The following is a 19,023-nucleotide window of genomic DNA, read 5'->3' on the forward strand; positions in this document are numbered from 1 at the left end:
CTGGTGCTTCATCGTTCAAGCGAAATCGTCTGGTAGTCCGCGCGCTCGCCGGAGGGGCCGGGTTCGACTCGCATTGATGAGGGCCACCAGATGACCATCTTGTCTTTGGTCGATTGTGGGCGTGAGCACGAATCACCTTTGCAGGTAGGAGTACATCCGCTGACGAGCAAGGCTGCACTGATCAGGATGATACGTAACGGTCTGTATTTCATGGCGTGGCCTTTTGAGCAGGTGTGATCAAGGAGGGACGGGGCACGCTGAGGTGTGCATCCTTCACTACTGGGCGCATGGCGATAAACACCTCGGTTTCCTCACCTGGCTTGAGCCAGGCGCGCGGCCACACGGTGACTGCCAGGGTCTGCGAGTTACTGCACTCCTTTTCGTCGATACGTACGTTGCGTTTGAACTGGTTGCGTAACACCACGACCGCTACGTTGTATTCTGGGCCCGCGTACCACTGGCTACGTTCGGTATTCAGCGCCAGGAGGTCACGGGTGTTGCATAAGGTGTTCAGTCCCAGTGGCATCGGCGCCGCGTTGAACGCCTTGGGCACTTCCCCGCTGACCAGATGCGCCAGGGTAGAAATGATGTCACTGCGCTTGATGACCGGCTGATGGGGAGCCAGGCGTTTGGCCAACGGAGCGAGGGCGGCCTGCAATTCGGCTTGGTCGGCTTGTGGCAAGTAGCGCGACGGGTCGTCCTGGTCCCCGATGACGCGTGGGGTGAGGATGAACAGGCGTTCACGGCGATTGCTATGGCGTTCTATCGATGAAAACAGTGCCTTGCCCAAAAGCGGAATATCTCCGAGCAACGGTATCTTGCTGTGCTTGTCGGTGTTGTCGGTGACATGGAAACCGCCGACGACCAGCGAACGTTTTTCCTCCATGACTGCCTGGGTACTGACCTTGCCCCGGCGCACATCAGGGTGGTTGGGCGTTGGGTTGGTCTCGTCGAAACTGCCATCTTCGATGTCGACCGCCAAATGGATCCGGTGAGCGCCCCGGCCGGTGGTGACCCGAGGTATGACTTGAAGGCTGGTGCCCACGGTGACCGGCAAAGTGGTTGCGAAATCTCCACTGGTGGTGATGTATTGGGTGCGGTTGAAGTCGATCACCGCCGGTTGGTTCTCCAGGGTGAGCACCGAGGGGTTTGAGACCATGGTTGCCAGTCCCTTTTCTTCCAGCGCGCGTATGTCGGCGTAGAAGCGATCGCGATGTTCAATCCACAGCTGCGACGAAGTCCCGGGTGCCATGTTGACGCCACCCCGGAAGCGGCTGTTCTGGAAACCCCAATTAACGCCGAATTCACGCAGTTGTGTACGCTCGATGTCGAGAATGATCGCATCGATTTCTATCAGCTTGCGTGCGACATCGAGTTGAGTGATCAACTCGCGGTACATGGCCTGGCGTTCGGGCAGGTCATAGATCAGCACGGCGTTGTTGCGCACATCGGCTTCGACACGGATTCGTCCGGCAGATACCGGCGCGCGCGGGGTAACCGCCGGCCCTGCGTCCACCTGCCCTGTGTTGGCGTGTGCACCGAGCATTTGGCCCAGCAGCGGGTTGCCCAACCGTGGCACATTGGGTGTGAGGGGGGCCGGTTGGGATGTTGGGCGTTGAGACAGTCCTGTAAGCGTCGAGGCGGAGCGCGGTTCCAGCAGGCCACGTAAAATGCTGGCGACGCCGGGCACGTTGAGCTTCTCGCCGCGATAATCCACCTGGCGGTCTGCCGCATTGGCAAACTTCAACGGGTAACTGAGCACGCTCTGTTTTTCATCTGCAGAGCGACGCTGGCTGCTGAATTGCTTGATCTGTTCTATGTAGCGCTTGGGGCCGGAGACGAGTACCACACCGTCTTCCGGCAACTCGCCCCAGCCAAAGCGGCTATCGAGCAGGCCGATATCGGTCAGGGCCTGCTTGAGGTCCGCTATCGTCTCTGAAGAGACCTCCAGGCGCGCGGACTCCTGTTGGTCAAGCGTGCTGACGAATAGGGTGTTGTTGTAGAGATACCATTGAAAACGATGCTCGACGCCCAGTCTGTCCAGCAGAGACTGGGGGGTATTCGCGCGGATCTTACCGTTGACGTTGCCTTCCAGCAGGCCCTCGATTTGCAGTTGGGTGCCAAAGGTCTGAGCGAAGTCTTCGAGTACTTCGCGCAGCGGTTTGTGTTCGGCCTCGTAGGCGTACGCGGTGTTTTTCCATTCGGGGGGGATGGCGGCCAAGGTGTTTCCTGCTGGAATCAGCAACCAGGAAAGCAGCACCAGATTTCGCCAATGAGGTCTTTTGGGCGAGTCGTCAGGCGAAGCAAGGCGCAAAAAAGTGCGCTTGTGGTTCTTGTTATGCATTGTCGGCTCTCTGGTTAGTACGACAGTGAACGTAGTGAGGTGGGTCTTAGGTTCCGGGGCTGGTGAGCAAAGCGTGCACACGCAGCGCGCCAGGTATCGCGTTGGTTGAGCAGGGCTTCGAGGCAAACGAGCACGCACGCCTCTCTTTGTTCGCCTTGCAGGCTTTGAATCAGCCACAGCGCACCGTTGTCCGCTTTTCGGGCAAGTGCTCCTTGGAAATGATTCAGGCTGACGAAGCCCAGGCGCATCCACCGCTGCAAGGCTGTGTTATCTGAGCAGGTCGACGTCAGTTGAGCGGCGAGTAATAAAGACCCACTCTGGCGTTTTAATACGATTGGGTCATCGCCTTCATAGAAGGTTGTCTGTTCATCGCGGCTGTTTAACCAGTCACTGACTATCGCCTGCATATTATTGAAAACTCTCAAAACAATTCTTGAGCAGCAGGTGATTAACTCGATTGTGTTCCAGATAGGACATTTGAGTTGTCATTTTCTTTACGGCCAGTTCAAAGAACAGATCGGCGTCGGCATCGTCTGCCTGGGTGGCGAGAGACGTTGATTTGAATGTGTTGTGCGCGCGCTTGCTATTGTTCAGAAGTTGACGCGGTAGATCGCTGAAAAAGTCCATGGGTATTTCCTTTTTGTTTGCCGGGATAGTGAGTGAACACTGGATTTTTTCCCGGTGCGGAGGGCAAATGGAAAAGTAGCTAGCGTTAGATGTTTATCCGGTACTCGTTGCTGTGAATAAAAAAGGTATCGAGCATTGAGCGCCAACTGATACGAAAGTCTCCTTCGTCGGTTTTCAATACGAGTGTCTGAGAAGGAGTGGAACCGTCAGCATGAAGTTTCCAGAACATCGGCTTGTGAGTGGCCAGACACTGTTTTATTTCCTCAAAATCATTGGGGTGACATAACAGGGCTGCTTCGATCTCTGGGACTTGATTGGCCATCAATTGCTTCAGCATGGCTGCAAGCCTTTTGGGAGCTACCGTCTCGTCGAGCACACAGCGAATTGCCTGATTGGTGATGGACGTCGCGTACTGTTCCAGGTTGTCGAGCATTGCTTGGCGGTCGCGCTCCCAGCGCTTGAATTGCGTGTCTGCGCGCTGCCAGATCTCAAGCGATGAGGTTTCCAGAAGCGCTTCGCATTTTTTTTCTGCCTGGCGTATCAGTTCAGCGGCTTTAGTATGGGCGCGGTTCAAGAGCTCTTCTGCTTGCTCCCAGTTCGCAAGTTCTTCCCGGGGTATCAGATTGCCTCGCAACCCGGGTGTGTCCTTGAACAACTCAAGGGTGTATCGGCATAACATCGCTGGTCTCCTCACCATTGGAGTCAGGAAGCGTGGGGTCGTCCGCCCAGGTTGTAATGCGCCAGACTATGGCTTGCCATAACGTGTTCAGCCGACTGTTTACATGCTCGAATGAGGTGTTATTTTCCTCTACCCTCTGCACGCGCTCACGGGAAAAACGCAATCTAAGACGCTGCCAGGTAGTGGGTTCTACCCAGCTATGGAGCAGTTGCAGCGGGTCCAGGCTCGGCAACAACAGGTCTGGCGGGAGAGCCTTGGATAGACGCATGCACCACAGGTGATGGCTATCGCTCAACGGCATTGCCGGCTCAGTGCAGAAGGTTCGCTGAACCAGCGTGAGTGCCAGGCTCAGTTGTTCCTCGGAGGCCAGGGCCAGGTGCAATACCGTGGAGGGGGGCGTGGGAGGCAGGCAGGCTGTCACTCCCATGAAGTCGCGTGGCGTCCATCGCCTGCTTCGATAAAGCGCGTCAACCGCCCTGTACTCATCACCCTTCCAGTCGTCGTGCGCGTGCCTCCAAGGGAATGCCCACCATTTAGCCCAAGCCAGGTGTTCAGCGATGGAGGGGTACGGACTAGGCATCATGAGCCGGACCGACTGATTCACCTGCTACGGGCGAGCCTTGTAGGAGCTTTTTACGTCGATTGTGCAGGACCAGTGCGGCGACTACCGCTGCCACCATACCGAGCAGTGACGCGATAACGCTGCTTCGCCAAAAGGCGAGATTCTCGCTGGGCACCAGGAACGGACCGAAGTACACCAGGCGTTGCTGTTCCTGATAGGTAGTGGCAGGTACGAAGATCACGGTAAGTTTTTGCAGGTTGTCCACTGCAGTGGTCATGCCTGGGATGCTGCTTGCCACCATTCTGCGAACGCGCGCGCGGATGTTATCGGGGTCTAGGCGCGGATCGTGCTTGATGAATACCGAAGCGGATGCCGGTTGGACAGGTTCTCCTGGAGCGATGCGTTCGGGCAATACTACGTGCACACGTGCAACGATAACCCCGTCAATTTTGGATAAGGTCGCTTCAAGCTCCTGAGATAAGGCATAGATATAGCGTGCTCGCTCTTCCAGAGGTGTGGAAATAACCCCTTCCTTGCGAAATGTATCGCCTAGCGAAGTTCGAGCCACCCTGGGTAAACCAGCGGCTTCCAGCGTGCGTACTGCACGTCCGATGTCGGTTGCTTCTACCGCTACGACGACACCATCTTTTGCCGGGATTTTTTGGGCGCGAATATGTTTGTCTGCCAATTCAGCGACCACCTCATTGGCTTCTTGCTCAGAGAGTTGGCGATGAAGTTCTACGCGGTCACCGCAACCGCTTAACAGAAAGATAGCCGTGAGAAATAGAGCGGCCGGTAGAATGTTATTCATGATGACTATTGCAAGTTACAGATTTTGTCGATGCATTGAGTTGCCTTGCCAAGGCTTTTTACCATCAGTTGTGAGGTGATAACGGCACCTGATAATTCGCGTGGGTATTCGTTGAATGCAGTCATGTCTGTGCTGTTACTTGATGATTTCAGCGCTCGCGCCATGCGATTTTCTTTGGCTTTAAGCAGTTCCGATAGCTCTGCCAGTATGGTAAGTGTGGTACCTGAATCTGTAGGAGCGCGCGCCGACGTTGAAGGAGCGAGCATAGCGCTGAAAAAAGTGGCGTCTGTGTTGAAGGCCGAATGTTCTCGCGTGTCACGGGAGTCTTCGGAGCGGTGGTGTTGCGTTAAGAGTGCATATTCTTCTATCTGCATGTGAGGCCTTCAAGGTGGGAGAGCTAAAGCAGATGCTGAATGTTTGTGGATGCCATGATTGTTGTAATTTATATAGCGGCCTCCCCGGCAGTCGAGCCGGGGAGGTTATTGCGTTATCGCACTTCTTTACCTGCGGAGTACGCGTTTGTAATGGTCTTCGCTTGCAGGCTCTGCTGAAAACCTTTCTCGGCGACTGCGGCTGCTCGCGCGATCTGGTCATCGCTGCCTGGGGATACTTCATTGCCCGATAACATATCTTTGAGCTGTTGAAATATTGCGTTGTTGTTGCTACCAGATATACTAGAAATACTCATAATAAACTCCAAGTTCATCTATAGGGTTTGATTTACTCGCCTCGGATCAAGACACACAGCGGGTCTGCAAGGCTGATAAACTTAATCCAAGCTATGACTGTGTGGCGAGCGTGTATGAAACGTTCCGGATATTTTCGAGAGCATATGTTTCTATATGTTTTCCAATGAATAGGTTTTTGCCAGTGATATGTCCAGTTGTTTCATTCGGTAGTACAGCGTGCGCTTTGCAAGGCCTAGTTCTACGGCCGCGGTGTCTACACAATGGCGGTGGCGATGCAGCGACTCCTCTATCAAAGCTTTTTCAATTTGTTGCAGGCGAACTTTAAGGCTTACTTGGGTTTCTCGCTGGCTGTCTCCGGGGGGGGAGAGCGGTGACAAGCCCAGCACAAAGCGTTTTGCTGTCGACCGGAGCTCACGAATATTCCCGCGCCACGAGTGACTGAGCAGTTGTTGCAGTAACCCGCCTGAAGGGGGCGGGGCTGTGCATTTGAAGTGGTCGGCTTCCTGCTGGACCATTTCCAGGAACAACGGAATGATGTGCTCACGTCGATCGCGTAATGGCGGCAGCTGGATGTTCACGACATTCAGGCGGAAATAAAGATCACGTCTAAAGGTGCCCCGTTCGACCATCTGGTGGAGAGAAGCTTGGGCAGACGCGATGACACGCATGTCCACAGGGATGAAACGGGTTGAGCCCAGGCGCTCTACTCCACGCGACTCCAGAACGCGCAGCAGTTTGGCTTGCAGGCCCAATGGCATGCTATCGATCTCATCAAGGTAGAGCGTGCCCAGGTGGGCTGCCTCAATGAAGCCTGCCCTGGATTGCATCGCTCCGGTATAGGCACCACTGTTGACGCCGAACAATTGGCTTTCCGCAAGGCTTTCCGGGATGGCCGCACAGTTCACGGCAACAAAGTTGCCTCGGCGTCCCGATAAGCGATGAATTCGCTCTGCCAAGGTATCCTTGCCGGTACCGGTTTCTCCCAGTAACAGCAGGTCAATATTGAGGGTCGCCGTGCTGTTAAGTGTCTGTTCAATGTCCGGGCCTTCGATGAGTGACGTTGCCGTTTCATTTTCTTTGTTGAAGGCAGCCGACATTGAATGATGCTCCGTGCTCGCTATTAAGCCATTGTCAAAAATACGGTATGTAGATGCTGACTAGTAACGCCTAGGGTATAGAAGTTTTCATCCTTTCTTAAGGTGGGAAGGGGGAAAGTCTTGTGGGGAAGTGTCTCTTTGTTGTGGCGATAAAGTAACTATTTTGAACTTGAGCTCGAGGGGGGTAGGAGAAGTCTGAAATTATTTAATATTTTGATGTGAGTAGTCACTTGTTGAGCATTAAACAGTCACGCATAAAAAAAGCCGATGCAGAGCATCAGCTTTTTTATCTGTAGCTTAAATGGCGAGTGATGATTACACGTTAAACCGGAAATGCATCACATCGCCATCTTTTACAATGTATTCCTTACCTTCCAAACGCCACTTGCCCGCTTCCTTGGCACCGGCCTCACCCTTGAACTGGATGAAGTCGTTGTAGGCAATCACTTCGGCGCGGATAAACCCTTTTTCGAAGTCCGTGTGGATCACCCCAGCAGCCTGTGGTGCGGTAGCACCGACCTTGACGGTCCACGCACGGACTTCTTCGACACCGGCGGTGAAGTAGGTCTGCAGGTTGAGCATTTCATAACCGGCGCGGATCACACGGTTCAGGCCAGGTTCTTCCAGGCCCAGGGCCTCGAGGAACATGTCTTTTTCTTCACCGTCATCCAGCTCGGCGATTTCCGCTTCGATCTTGTTGCACACCGGCACCACGATGGCGCCTTCTTCGTCGGCGATGGCCTTGACCACGTCCAGCAGTGGGTTGTTCTCGAAACCGTCTTCAGCGACGTTGGCGATGTACATCACCGGCTTGGTGGTCAGCAGGTGGAAACCCTTGATCACGGCCTTCTCATCGGCGCCCATGTTCTTCATCAGGCTGCGTGCCGGCTTGCCTTCGGTGAAGTGAGCAATCAACTGCTCCAGCAGGCCTTTCTGGACGACTGCGTCCTTGTCGCCGCCCTTGGCGTTACGTGCGACTTTCTGCAGTTGCTTCTCGCAGCTGTCGAGGTCGGCGAAGATCAGTTCCAGGTCGATGATCTCGATGTCGCGTTTCGGGTCGACGCTGTTGGATACGTGGATTACGTTCTCGTCTTCAAAGCAGCGGACCACGTGAGCGATGGCATCGGTCTCACGGATGTTGGCCAGGAACTTGTTGCCCAGGCCTTCACCCTTCGACGCACCGGCGACCAGGCCGGCGATGTCGACGAACTCCATGGTGGTCGGCAGGATGCGCTTGGGATTGACGATGGCCGCCAGGGCGTCCAAGCGTGGATCCGGCATCGGCACGATACCGCTGTTGGGCTCGATGGTGCAGAAGGGGAAGTTCTCCGCCGCAATACCGGATTTGGTCAGGGCGTTGAACAGGGTGGATTTGCCGACGTTGGGCAGGCCGACGATGCCGCAATTGAATCCCATGGTGTTTCCCCTCGGTAAGAGTCAGGCCTTCTGGCTGTGCAGGTTTTTCATCGCGCGGTTCCATTCACCGGCGAAGATATCCGGCAGCACGCCGAGGGCAAAGTCGATGCTGGCATCGAGTTTTTCCTGTTCGGCGCGTGGCGCACGACCCAGGACGAAATTTGAAACCATACTGGCAACGCCTGGGTGGCCAATGCCGAGCCGCAGACGGTAGAAATTATTCTGATTACCCAACTGCGCGATGATGTCGCGCAGGCCGTTGTGCCCGCCATGCCCGCCGCCCAGCTTGAGCTTGGCAACACCGGGTGGCAGGTCCAGTTCGTCATGGGCCACCAGGATTTCCTCGGGTTTGATCCGGAAGAAACCCGCAAGCGCCGCGACAGCCTGGCCGCTGCGGTTCATGTAGGTGGTGGGAATCAGCAGACGAACATCCTGACCCTGGTGCGAAAAGCGCCCGGTCAGGCCGAAATATTTGCGATCGGCCACCAGGTTCACACCTTGGGTGTGGGCGATGCGCTCAACAAAAAGGGCCCCCGCGTTATGCCGGGTCTGTTCGTATTCGGCGCCTGGATTTCCCAGGCCAACGATCAGTTTAATGGCAGTCACGACAGGGGCCCTTCCTTTGGAGTTGTGGATAACATCGCCAGACCTGAGTGCGGCGAAAGTGGACGACACTACATCATTTACTCAAGAGTAAACGCCGCGTTATCGCCCGCTTTCTCGCTACGTTTCGGTCCGCGATGTTTCCTCAAGCTCCGGCAATGCAGAGTGAATTACTCTGCAGCGCCTTCTTCAGCTTCTGGAGCAACGCGTGGAGCGTGAACGTTGGCAACTGCTTTGTCATCACCGTGAGCCAGTGCGACAAACTCAACGCCTTTAGGGGCCTTGAGGTCGGACAGGTGAACGATAGCGCCGATTTCCAGAGCCGACAGGTCGACTTCGATGAACTCAGGCAGGTCTTTCGGCAGGCAGGTCACTTCGATTTCGTTCAGTACGTGCGAGATCTCACCGCCTTTCTTGACCGGAGCGTCTTCACCAACAAAGTGCACAGGCACGATAGCGGTCAGTTTCTGGCCAGCTACAACGCGAACGAAGTCGGCGTGCATGATGAACTGCTTGGACGGGTGACGCTGCATCGCTTTAACGATGACGTTCTGCTTGGCGCCGTCGACGTTCAGCTCGATAACGTGGCTGTAGGCAGCTTCGTTTTCGAACAGCTTGGCGATTTCCTTGGCCAGGATGGTCACGGATTCAGCAGGCTTGTTACCACCGTATACAACGGCTGGGATGTTGGCGGCGTGACGCAGGCGGCGGCTCGCACCTTTCCCCAGGTCAGTACGCGCTTGGGCGTTCAGAGTAAAGTCAGTCATTTTGTATCTCCAAAATAGCCATCATCGAGCGGCGTTTGCGACCAGCGCCGGCCTCGACATGGGCAAAAAAGCCCCGCCCCAACAGAATGTCGGGGCGGGGCGCTTTTCGTCAGTGGAATGTACCGAAGGTTTGACCCTTAGCGGAACATCGCGCTGATCGATTCTTCATTGCTGATACGGCGAACCGCCTCGGCAACTACCGGTGCGATATCCAGTTGACGGATACGCGAACAGGCTTGAGCAGCAGCGGACAACGGGATGGTGTTGGTCACCACCAGTTCGTCCAGCATGGAATTCTCGATGTTCTCGATCGCTCGGCCCGACAGCACAGGGTGTGTGCAGTAGGCGAAGACTTTAGCGGCACCGTGCTCTTTCAAGGCTTTCGCCGCGTGGCACAGGGTGCCGGCGGTGTCGACCATGTCATCAACCAGAATACAGGTACGCCCTTCGACATCACCGATGATATGCATCACTTCAGAGTGATTGGCTTTCTCGCGGCGTTTGTCGATGATCCCGAGGTCCACGCCCAGGGATTTGGCAACGGCTCGTGCACGCACGACGCCACCAATGTCCGGGGACACGATCATCAGGTTTTCAAAGCGCTGGTCTTCGATGTCATCCACCAATACGGGGGAGCCGTAGATGTTATCTACCGGAATATCGAAGAACCCCTGGATTTGGTCAGCGTGCAGGTCAACCGTGAGAACACGGTCGATGCCTACCACGGTCAGCATGTCAGCAACGACTTTCGCGCTGATGGCCACACGTGCGGAGCGCGGACGGCGATCCTGACGGGCATAACCAAAGTAAGGGATTACAGCTGTGATTCGAGTCGCTGAGGAGCGGCGGAAGGCATCAGCCATCACGACGAGTTCCATCAGGTTATCGTTGGTCGGAGCGCAGGTCGGCTGAATAATGAACACGTCTTTACCGCGGACGTTTTCATTGATCTCGGCTGTAATTTCGCCGTCGGAGAATTTACCGACAGAGATGTCACCGAGAGGGATATGCAGCTGACGTACGACACGTCGAGCCAGATCGGGGTTGGCGTTCCCCGTAAAGACCATCATCTTGGACACGCGCAGTACCTAGAGGCTGAGGGTAACCTGGATGAGTATAGGAAAATGGCAGGGGCGGCTGGATTCGAACCAACGCATGGCAGGATCAAAACCTGCTGCCTTACCGCTTGGCGACGCCCCTGTATCTGTTGCAACGAGTGCCTAACACTCGGTTCCTTTAGAGCAGACTTTGCAACTTGCGATGCAACATCGAAACGTTGCTTCCCTTTGCTACAAACCCTGTAAGGGTCTCTGTAAGAAGGGCCGAGACTTTATCAGCTTCAGCTTTGCTTGGGAAGCCCCCAAACACACAACTTCCAGTTCCGGTTAATTTTGCTTCGGTAAATTTACCTAACAAATTCAAAGCGTTACGTACCTCTGGATAACGCCTTGCTACAACCGGTAAGCAGTCATTTCGACTGTTTCCCTTGGGAACGGGGCGCACTTTAATGGGAGAAGAGTTACGTGTCAACAACGGATCTGAAAAAATTTCTGCTGTACTTACAGATACTTGCGGCACAAGCACGACATACCACGGCTCTTCGGGGTATTCCGGGGTGAGTTTCTCCCCCACGCCCTCGGCGAAAGCCGCGTGCCCACGCACGAAAACCGGGACGTCGGCGCCCAGTGTCAGGCCCAGTGTGGCCAGCCGATCATGGTCCCAACCCAGTTGCCACAAGTGATTCAGGCCCAGCAGAGTTGTCGCGGCATTCGAGCTGCCGCCGCCGATGCCACCGCCCATGGGCAGGATTTTATCGATCCAGATATCGATGCCGAGCGCGCAACCGGATTGCTCCTGAAGTTTTTTTGCGGCCTTCACGATCAGGTTGCTGTCGTGAGGCACGCCTTCGAATTCGGTATGCAGCTTGATCACGCCATCGTCGCGTACAGCGAAGGTCAGCTCGTCGCCGTAGTCGAGGAATTGAAACAGCGTCTGCAGTTCGTGATAGCCGTCTTCACGGCGACCGAGAATGTGCAGCATCAGGTTGAGCTTGGCCGGGGAGGGCAGGGTCAATGTTTGTACGGACACGTTATTGCCCCAGCTTGCGTGGTTGCCAGTCCTTGATCACCAGTGTGACGTCAAGGTCGGGACCATGCAGCTTGATGCGCTCTGGCAACCAATAGCCGCTTTGCTCTACGTAGCTCAAATACTCGACCTGCCAACCATCCTGCTCCAGGCTGGCCAGGCGGCTGTCGCCGTTGAGGCTCAGGCGACTCTTGCTGTCAGGTGCGGGCAAACCGCGTACCCACCACACCAGGTGAGACACCGGCAGCTTCCAGCCGATCTGTTGTTCCAGCAATTCTTCCGGAGAAGCCGCTTCGTAGCGGCCCTGGTTGGCCACTTCAAGGCTGACTTGCCCCGGCCGGCCGGTCAGGCGTGCGGCGCCACGGCCCAGCGGGCCAGACAGGCGAATATCGTAGTAGTCCTGGCGTTGCAGCCAGAACAAGGTGCCGCTGCCGGAGTCTTTCGGCGCGCGAACCCCCACTTTGCCTTCGATCTGCCAGCCATCGATGCTGCTGAGCTGGTCCTTGTGCTGCTTCCATTGCGCCGGGTTGCCCTGGCCTTCAACGGATTCACGGCTGCCGATGCCCGCGCAACCGGCGAGCAGGGCTATGAAGCTGAAAATAACAACATGGCGCAAAAACATAAGCTTAAAGGGTCTCGGATCCGGTCAGGCGCTTGATGGTGCCGCGCAGGATGGGGCTTTCGGGTTGTTCCTTGAGGAATTTTTCCCAGATTTGGCGTGCTTCGCGCTGCTTGCCGTTGGCCCACAGCACTTCGCCCAGGTGGGCGGCGACTTCCTGGTCGGGGAAGCGTTCCAGTGCCAGGCGCAACAAGCGTTCGGCTTCGTCCAGGTTGCCCAGGCGGTAATTCACCCAGCCCAGGCTGTCGAGCACGGCCGGGTCTTCCGGGTTGAGCTTGTGGGCTTGTTCGATCAGCACCTTGGCTTCATCGTAGCGCGTGGTGCGGTCGGACAAGGTATAGCCCAGGGCGTTGAGGGCCATGGCGTTGTCCGGATCGCGCTTGATGATCAGGCGCAGGTCTTTTTCCATCTGTGCCAGGTCATTGCGTTTTTCCGCCTGCATGGCGCGGGTGTACAGCAGGTTCAAATCGTCCGGAAATTGCAGCAAGGCTTGTTGCAACAGTTTCCAGGCGCGCTCGCCCTGGTTGTTGGCCGACAGGGTTTCAGCCTGGATCAGGTAGAGCTGGATCGCGTAGTCCGGCTCGGCATCCCGCGCGGCGGCCAGGCGTTTCTCCGCCTCGTCGGTGCGGCCGTTGCTCATCAGGATGTCGGCCTGGCGCAATTGGGCAGGCAGGTAGTCGTTGCCGGGGCCGACCTGGGCGTACTCGAGCAGGGCGGCTTGCGGATCGTTGCGCTCTTCGGCGATACGGCCGAGGTTAAGGTGTGCCGAATCCACATGGCTTTCACGCTGGATCAACTCTTCCAGGTAGCCCTTGGCCTCGTCCCAGGCCTTGGCTTCCAGGCACACCAGTGCCAGGGAGTAACGCAATTCATCGTCGTCCGGGTATTGCTGGACCAGGTTGGCGAACTGCACTTTGGCGTCCTCCATGCGGTCCTGTTCCACCAGCATGCGTGCGTAAGTCAGGCGCAGGCGCTTGTCGTCCGGATACTTCTTGAGGCTTTTTTCCAGCAGCGGAATCGCTTCCTTGCCGCGATTGAGGTTCTGCAACAGGCGTGCGCGCAGCAGGATCGGCGCAATTTCGCCTTCTTCTGGCGGATTCTGCTCCAGCAGCTTCAGGGCCGCATCGGCTTCATCATCCTGTTGCAGCAGTAACGCCTTGCCAAAAATCAACTGGCTGTTCTTCGGGTGCTTTTGCAGCAGGCGGTCGAAACTCTTCATCAGGCCATTGCGCGTGTCCTGGTCGGTGTCGGCAGCCGACAGCGCGAGGAAGTCGAAATGGGTGTCGCCCTTGCCCTGCAGGACTTTCTCCATATAGACCATGGAGTCGTCATAGCGCCCGGCGCGTGCCAACTGAATGGCTGCCGCCCGCTGTGCTTCCAGGTCGTCCGGAGCGTTTTTCGCCCAGATCAGCGAGGAGTCCAGCGCAGCCTGATCGGCCCCCAGGTACTCGGCGATGCGGAAGGCCCGCTCGGAAATTCCCGGATCCTGGGTGTTGATGGCCTGGGTCACGTAGTTATCCAGCGCAATATCGAAGCGATTGCGCTGGCCGGCCAGTTCCGCGGTCAGCAGGCTGTACACCGTTTCTTCGGTGAACGAGGAATAAACCTTGGGCTTTTCAGGGGCGGGAGTGGTGTCTTCCACCGGCGGCGTACCGTCCGGCGACACGGGGGCCATGGCCTGGCAGCCGCTGAGAAAGACAAAGGCGAGGAGCAACGCGGAAGATCTATTCATATAGGAAGAGGACGACTAACCTGCGGTCGGATCATCATGACACAAGCCTTCGGCCAAACATAACCGAGTCTCAGTTGATGCCTTTATAGACACAAGGCATTAGGACAATAGACGACGGTGGTTGTTCTGAATCTTTCGAAGTAGGACAATTGTCGGCTTCCCGACATCATCAGCGATATTGAATGGCCTTCCTCGCACTCGGTATTAACCACAAGACTGCCTCCGTAGACGTGCGCGAGCGCGTGGCGTTTACGCCTGAGCAGTTGGTTGAGGCCTTGCAGCAGCTCTGCCGGCTCACCGACAGCCGCGAAGCTGCGATCCTTTCGACCTGCAATCGCAGCGAGCTTTATATAGAGCAGGAGCATCTTTCAGCGGATGTCGTACTGCGCTGGCTGGCCGATTACCATCATTTGGACCTCGATGACCTTCGCGCCAGCGCTTATGTGCACGAAGAGGATGCGGCAGTTCGTCACATGATGCGTGTGGCGGCCGGCCTCGATTCGCTGGTGTTGGGCGAGCCGCAGATTCTGGGCCAGATGAAGTCCGCCTACGCCGTGGCGCGTGAAGCCGGCACCGTCGGCCCGCTGCTGGGGCGCCTGTTCCAGGCCACCTTCAATTCCGCCAAGCAGGTGCGCACCGACACCGCCATCGGTGAAAACCCGGTGTCCGTGGCGTTTGCCGCCGTAAGCCTGGCCAAACAGATTTTCAGTGACTTGCAACGCAGCCAGGCGCTGCTGATCGGCGCTGGCGAGACCATCACGCTGGTTGCCCGCCATCTGCATGACCTGGGCGTGAAGCGTATCGTGGTCGCCAACCGCACATTGGAGCGCGCCAGCATCCTCGCCGAGCAGTTCGGCGCCCATGCGGTGTTGCTGGCGGACATTCCGGCCGAACTGGTGCGCAGCGATATCGTCATCAGCTCCACCGCCAGCCAACTGCCGATCCTGGGCAAGGGCGCGGTCGAGAGCGCGCTGAAGCTGCGCAAGCACAAGCCGATCTTCATGGTGGATATTGCCGTTCCCCGGGATATCGAACCCGAAGTCGGCGAGTTGGACGACGTTTACCTCTACAGCGTCGACGATCTGCACGAAGTGGTCGCCGAAAACCTCAAGAGCCGCCAGGGCGCCGCCCAGGCTGCCGAGGAAATGGTCAGCACCGGCGCCGAAGACTTCATGGTGCGCCTGCGTGAACTGGCGGCGGTGGACGTGCTCAAGGCGTATCGTCAGCAAGGCGAACGCATGCGCGACGAGGAATTGATCAAGGCCCAGCGCTTGCTGGCCAACGGCAGCAGCGCCGAGGAGGTGCTGATGCAACTGGCCCGTGGCCTCACCAACAAATTGCTGCATGCACCCAGTGTGCAACTGAAAAAGCTTACCGCCGAAGGCCGCCTCGATGCGCTGGCCATGGCCCAGGAACTCTTTGCCCTCGGTGAGGGCGCGTCAGATAGCTCTTCGGATAAAAAACCGCAATGAAAGCGTCACTGCTCAATAAACTGGACGTGCTCCAGGACCGTTTCGAAGAACTGACCGCCTTGCTCGGCGATGGCGAGGTCATCTCCGATCAGACCAAATTCCGTGCCTATTCCAAGGAATACGCCGAAGTTGAGCCCGTTGTGGCCACTTACAAGAATCTGCTGAAGGTGCAGGCCGACCTTGAAGGTGCCCAGGCACTGCTCAAGGACAGCGACCCGGACATGCGCGAAATGGCCGTGGAAGAAGTCCGCGAAGCCAAGGAAAAACTCGCCGAGCTGGAAGGCGACCTGCAACGCATGCTGCTGCCCAAGGACCCGAATGACGGGCGCAACGTGTTCCTCGAAATCCGTGCCGGCACCGGCGGTGACGAGGCGGCGATCTTCTCCGGCGACCTGTTCCGTATGTACTCGCGGTATGCCGAACGTCGCGGCTGGCGCGTAGAGATCCTGTCCGAGAACGAAGGCGAACACGGCGGATATAAAGAAGTTATCGCACGGGTCGAGGGCGACAACGTCTACGGCAAGCTCAAATTCGAGTCCGGCGCGCACCGCGTGCAGCGTGTCCCCGCGACCGAGTCCCAGGGCCGTATCCACACTTCGGCGTGCACCGTTGCCGTGTTGCCAGAACCGGACGAGCAGGAAGCCATCGAGATCAACCCGGCCGACCTGCGCATCGACACCTACCGCTCCTCGGGCGCCGGTGGTCAGCACGTCAACAAGACCGACTCGGCGATCCGCATCACGCACTTGCCGTCGGGCATCGTGGTGGAGTGCCAGGAAGAGCGCTCCCAGCACAAGAACCGGGCGCGGGCTATGTCCTGGCTGTCGGCCAAACTCAATGACCAGCAGACCAGCGCCGCCGCCAACGCGATTGCCAGCGAGCGCAAGTTGCTGGTGGGCTCGGGCGACCGCTCCGAGCGCATCCGTACCTACAACTTTGCCCAAGGCCGGGTCACCGACCACCGGGTCAACCTCACCCTTTACTCCCTGGACGAGATCCTTGCCGGTGGAGTGGATGCGGTGATCGAGCCGTTGCTCGCCGAATACCAGGCCGATCAACTGGCCGCGATAGGTGAATAAATGACCATTATCGCCAGCCTGCTGCGCGCCGCCGACCTGCCCGACTCGCCCACGGCGCGTCTGGATGCCGAATTGTTGCTGGCGGCTGCCTTGGGCAAGTCGCGCAGCTACCTGCACACCTGGCCCGAGAGAATCGTCAGCAGCGAGCACGCGCTGACCTTTGCCGGCTACCTGCAGCGCCGTCGCGGCGGTGAGCCGGTGGCCTATATCCTCGGCCAGCAAGGCTTCTGGAAGCTGGACCTGGAGGTCGCGCCCCACACGCTGATCCCGCGTCCCGATACCGAATTGCTGGTGGAAACCGCCCTGGAATTGTTGCCCGCCACGCAGGCCAAGGTCCTCGACCTCGGCACTGGCAGCGGCGCCATCGCCCTGGCCCTGGCCAGCGAACGCCCGGCCTGGCAGGTCACCGCCGTCGACCGTGTGCTGGAAGCCGTGGCCCTAGCCGAGCGCAACCGCCAGCGGTTGCACCTCAATAACGCCACGGTGCTGAGCAGCCATTGGTTCAGCGCGCTGCACGGCCATACCTATGACCTGATCATCAGCAACCCGCCGTACATTGCCGCCAACGATCCGCACCTGGTGGCGGGCGACGTGCGTTTCGAGCCGGCCAGCGCATTGGTGGCCGGCCATGATGGCTTGGACGACCTGCGCCTGATCATCAAAGAAGCCCCGGCCCACCTGAATGCCGGTGGCCGGCTGTTGCTGGAGCACGGTTACGACCAGGCCCCGGCCGTGCGCGACCTGCTGTTGAGTGAAGGGTTTGAAGAGGTGCACAGCCGCATCGACCTCGGCGGCCATGAGCGCATCACCCTGGGGCGCCGGCCGTGCTGACCGATCAGGAGCTGTTGCGCTATAGCCGGCAGATTCTGTTGCAGCATGTCGACATCGACGGCCAGTTGCGCCTGAAAAACGGCCGTGCCTTGATCGTCGGCCTCGGTGGCCTGGGTGCGCCCGTCGCGTTGTACCTCGCAGCTGCCGGCGTCGGCGAGTTGCATCTGGCGGACTTCGACACCGTCGACCTGACCAACCTGCAACGCCAGATCATCCATGACACTGACAGCGTCGGGCAGACCAAGGTCGACTCGGCCCTGCGTCGCCTGGCGGCGATCAATCCCGAGATTCAACTGGTCGCCCATCGCACCGCGCTGGATGCCGACTCCCTGGCTGCGGCGGTTGAAGCGGTCGATGTGGTGCTCGATTGCAGCGACAACTTCTCCACCCGCGAAGCCGTCAACGCGGCCTGCGTCGCCGCCGGCAAGCCCTTGATCAGCGGCGCGGCGATCCGTCTTGAAGGGCAACTGTCGGTGTTCGACCCGCGTCGCGCCGAGAGCCCGTGCTACCACTGCCTATATGGGCACGGCAGCGACACAGAACTCACCTGCAGCGAAGCCGGCGTGGTCGGGCCATTGGTTGGTGTGGTCGGTAGCCTGCAAGCACTGGAAGCCCTGAAACTGCTGGCCGGTTTCGGTGAACCGTTGGTAGGCCGCTTGTTGCTGATCGACGCCCTGGCCACGCGCTTTCGCGAGTTGCGCGTCAAGCGTGACCCCGGTTGCAGCGTGTGCGGGACGCCACATGGTTAAGGGCGCGCCAATCGGTGTGTTCGATTCCGGTATCGGTGGCTTGACCGTGCTGGACGAAATCCAGCAGCTATTGCCCCAGGAATCACTGCTGTACGTGGCCGATTGTGGGCATATCCCCTACGGCGAGAAAAGCCCGGCGTTTATCCTTGAACGCTCGCGGCAGGTGGCGGCATTTTTCCAGGCGCAGGGCGCCAAAGCCTTTGTGATTGCTTGTAATACCGCCACTGTTGCCGCCGTCGCTGATCTGCGTCTGGATTTTCCCGATTGGCCGCTGGTGGGGATGGAGCCTGCTGTCAAACCGGCGGCGGCAGCCACCCGCAGTGGCGTGGTCGGGGTGCTTGCCACCACCGGCACGCTGCAAAGCGCCAAGTTCGCCGCGCTGCTCGACCGCTTCGCTACCGATGTGAAGGTCATCACCCAACCGTGCCCGGGCCTGGTGGAGCTGATCGAAAGCGGTGACCTGACCAGCCCGGCCTTGCGCCAGTTATTGCAGGGCTATATCGACCCGCTGCTCAGCGCCGGTTGCGACACTGTCATCCTCGGCTGCACCCACTATCCCTTCCTCAAGCCGCTCCTGGCGCACATGCTGCCCCCCAGCATCATCCTCATCGACACCGGCGCTGCCGTGGCCCGCCAGCTCAAACGTTTGCTGGGTGAGCGCGACCTATTGGCCGTCGGCAATCCAGCACCGGCACAGTTCTGGACCAGCGGCGATGTGTGTCACCTAAGAAATATCCTACCGACACTATGGAAATATCCGGGCGTTGTGAGAAGCTTCGACTCGTGAAAATTTCGTGAAATACCCGCGTTATTAGCTGGAACTTCTGGCTACACGCCAGCTTCCTATAGCGAGATAGCCTG

21 protein-coding genes and 1 tRNA gene are annotated in these 19,023 nt (G+C 57.9%); 5 read left to right on the forward strand and 17 right to left on the reverse strand.

Translation table 11 applies throughout. The features are described from left to right. Positions 1-8 precede the first annotated feature (8 nt). From hrpT to M2497_RS04640, 17 genes are all read right to left on the reverse strand, one after another. Positions 9-212, reverse strand: coding sequence for an HrpT family type III secretion system protein (gene hrpT / locus M2497_RS04555; protein WP_248485999.1), 204 nt, complete (start codon positions 210-212; stop codon positions 9-11). Next, complete coding sequence (gene sctC / locus M2497_RS04560; protein WP_248486000.1) at positions 209-2,344, reverse strand: type III secretion system outer membrane ring subunit SctC; 2,136 nt, start codon at positions 2,342-2,344, stop codon at positions 209-211. Before sctC ends, hrpT begins: the two co-directional genes overlap by 4 nt. Before the next feature lie 14 nt (positions 2,345-2,358). After that, the gene (locus M2497_RS04565) at positions 2,359-2,769 is read right to left on the reverse strand and encodes a type III secretion protein (RefSeq protein ID WP_348984768.1); all 411 of its coding nucleotides are present in this window, start codon (positions 2,767-2,769) and stop codon (positions 2,359-2,361) included. Beyond that, positions 2,753-2,971 (reverse strand): hypothetical protein, encoded by a 219-nt coding sequence (locus M2497_RS04570; RefSeq protein ID WP_248486001.1) that lies wholly within the window; start codon positions 2,969-2,971, stop codon positions 2,753-2,755. The genes M2497_RS04565 and M2497_RS04570 overlap by 17 nt, the downstream gene beginning before the upstream one ends. Positions 2,972-3,056: 85 nt before the next feature. Beyond that, positions 3,057-3,650, reverse strand: a complete 594-nt coding sequence (gene sctL, locus M2497_RS04575) for a type III secretion system stator protein SctL (RefSeq protein ID WP_248486002.1) — start codon at positions 3,648-3,650, stop codon at positions 3,057-3,059. A 572-nt stretch (positions 3,651-4,222) separates the two neighbouring features. Beyond that, positions 4,223-5,023: a type III secretion inner membrane ring lipoprotein SctJ gene (gene sctJ / locus M2497_RS04580; RefSeq protein ID WP_248486003.1), complete on the reverse strand. Its 801-nt coding sequence runs from the start codon at positions 5,021-5,023 to the stop codon at positions 4,223-4,225. Between the two features lie 5 nt (positions 5,024-5,028). Beyond that, positions 5,029-5,397, reverse strand: a complete 369-nt coding sequence (locus M2497_RS04585; protein ID WP_248486005.1) for an EscI/YscI/HrpB family type III secretion system inner rod protein — start codon at positions 5,395-5,397, stop codon at positions 5,029-5,031. Between the two features lie 113 nt (positions 5,398-5,510). Next, entirely contained in the window at positions 5,511-5,711 is a 201-nt protein-coding gene (locus M2497_RS04590; protein WP_248486007.1) for a hypothetical protein, read from the reverse strand. A 150-nt stretch (positions 5,712-5,861) separates the two neighbouring features. Continuing rightward, on the reverse strand, positions 5,862-6,809 hold the full coding sequence (locus tag M2497_RS04595) for a sigma 54-interacting transcriptional regulator (protein WP_248486009.1): 948 nt from the start codon (positions 6,807-6,809) through the stop codon (positions 5,862-5,864). 315 nt (positions 6,810-7,124) lie between these two features. Further along, the gene (gene ychF, locus M2497_RS04600) at positions 7,125-8,225 is read right to left on the reverse strand and encodes a redox-regulated ATPase YchF (RefSeq protein ID WP_003171595.1); all 1,101 of its coding nucleotides are present in this window, start codon (positions 8,223-8,225) and stop codon (positions 7,125-7,127) included. 21 nt (positions 8,226-8,246) lie between these two features. Continuing rightward, positions 8,247-8,831: an aminoacyl-tRNA hydrolase gene (gene pth / locus M2497_RS04605; protein ID WP_248486011.1), complete on the reverse strand. Its 585-nt coding sequence runs from the start codon at positions 8,829-8,831 to the stop codon at positions 8,247-8,249. A gap of 167 nt (positions 8,832-8,998) precedes the next feature. Beyond that, positions 8,999-9,595: a 50S ribosomal protein L25/general stress protein Ctc gene (locus M2497_RS04610; protein ID WP_033896953.1), complete on the reverse strand. Its 597-nt coding sequence runs from the start codon at positions 9,593-9,595 to the stop codon at positions 8,999-9,001. A 137-nt stretch (positions 9,596-9,732) separates the two neighbouring features. Then, a complete protein-coding gene (locus M2497_RS04615) occupies positions 9,733-10,674 on the reverse strand; it encodes a ribose-phosphate pyrophosphokinase (RefSeq protein ID WP_003208392.1) in 942 nt (313 codons plus the stop codon). A 46-nt stretch (positions 10,675-10,720) separates the two neighbouring features. After that, a tRNA-Gln gene (locus M2497_RS04620) sits at positions 10,721-10,795 on the reverse strand. Between the two features lie 36 nt (positions 10,796-10,831). Continuing rightward, a complete protein-coding gene (ispE, locus tag M2497_RS04625; protein ID WP_248486013.1) occupies positions 10,832-11,683 on the reverse strand; it encodes a 4-(cytidine 5'-diphospho)-2-C-methyl-D-erythritol kinase in 852 nt (283 codons plus the stop codon). A 1-nt stretch (position 11,684) separates the two neighbouring features. Next, positions 11,685-12,302 (reverse strand): lipoprotein insertase outer membrane protein LolB, encoded by a 618-nt coding sequence (gene lolB, locus M2497_RS04630; RefSeq protein WP_248486015.1) that lies wholly within the window; start codon positions 12,300-12,302, stop codon positions 11,685-11,687. A 4-nt stretch (positions 12,303-12,306) separates the two neighbouring features. After that, positions 12,307-14,031, reverse strand: coding sequence for a tetratricopeptide repeat protein (locus M2497_RS04640; RefSeq protein ID WP_282579043.1), 1,725 nt, complete (start codon positions 14,029-14,031; stop codon positions 12,307-12,309). Positions 14,032-14,213: 182 nt separating this feature from the next. On the opposite strand from M2497_RS04640, the gene hemA reads away from it, so the two are divergent. Genes hemA through murI form a run of 5 tightly spaced genes read left to right on the forward strand, consistent with a single transcriptional unit; the run spans position 14,214 to position 18,949 of the window. Further along, the gene (gene hemA, locus M2497_RS04645) at positions 14,214-15,503 is read left to right on the forward strand and encodes a glutamyl-tRNA reductase (RefSeq protein WP_248486017.1); all 1,290 of its coding nucleotides are present in this window, start codon (positions 14,214-14,216) and stop codon (positions 15,501-15,503) included. Next, positions 15,500-16,582 carry a peptide chain release factor 1 gene (gene prfA, locus M2497_RS04650; protein ID WP_071494232.1) on the forward strand — a complete coding sequence of 361 codons (1,083 nt, stop codon included), beginning with the start codon at positions 15,500-15,502 and terminating at the stop codon, positions 16,580-16,582. The genes hemA and prfA overlap by 4 nt, the downstream gene beginning before the upstream one ends. Next, on the forward strand, positions 16,583-17,413 hold the full coding sequence (gene prmC / locus M2497_RS04655; protein WP_248486019.1) for a peptide chain release factor N(5)-glutamine methyltransferase: 831 nt from the start codon (positions 16,583-16,585) through the stop codon (positions 17,411-17,413). It begins immediately after the preceding gene. Then, the gene (locus tag M2497_RS04660; RefSeq protein ID WP_248486021.1) at positions 17,407-18,162 is read left to right on the forward strand and encodes a molybdopterin-synthase adenylyltransferase MoeB; all 756 of its coding nucleotides are present in this window, start codon (positions 17,407-17,409) and stop codon (positions 18,160-18,162) included. Before prmC ends, M2497_RS04660 begins: the two co-directional genes overlap by 7 nt. Then, positions 18,155-18,949, forward strand: a complete 795-nt coding sequence (gene murI / locus M2497_RS04665; protein WP_248486023.1) for a glutamate racemase — start codon at positions 18,155-18,157, stop codon at positions 18,947-18,949. Before M2497_RS04660 ends, murI begins: the two co-directional genes overlap by 8 nt. Positions 18,950-19,023 lie beyond the last annotated feature (74 nt).

Origin of the sequence: Pseudomonas sp. CYM-20-01 (assembly GCF_023169845.1) — a bacterium.
In the GTDB taxonomy this organism is placed as follows: Bacteria; Pseudomonadota; Gammaproteobacteria; order Pseudomonadales; family Pseudomonadaceae; genus Aquipseudomonas; species Aquipseudomonas azotoformans.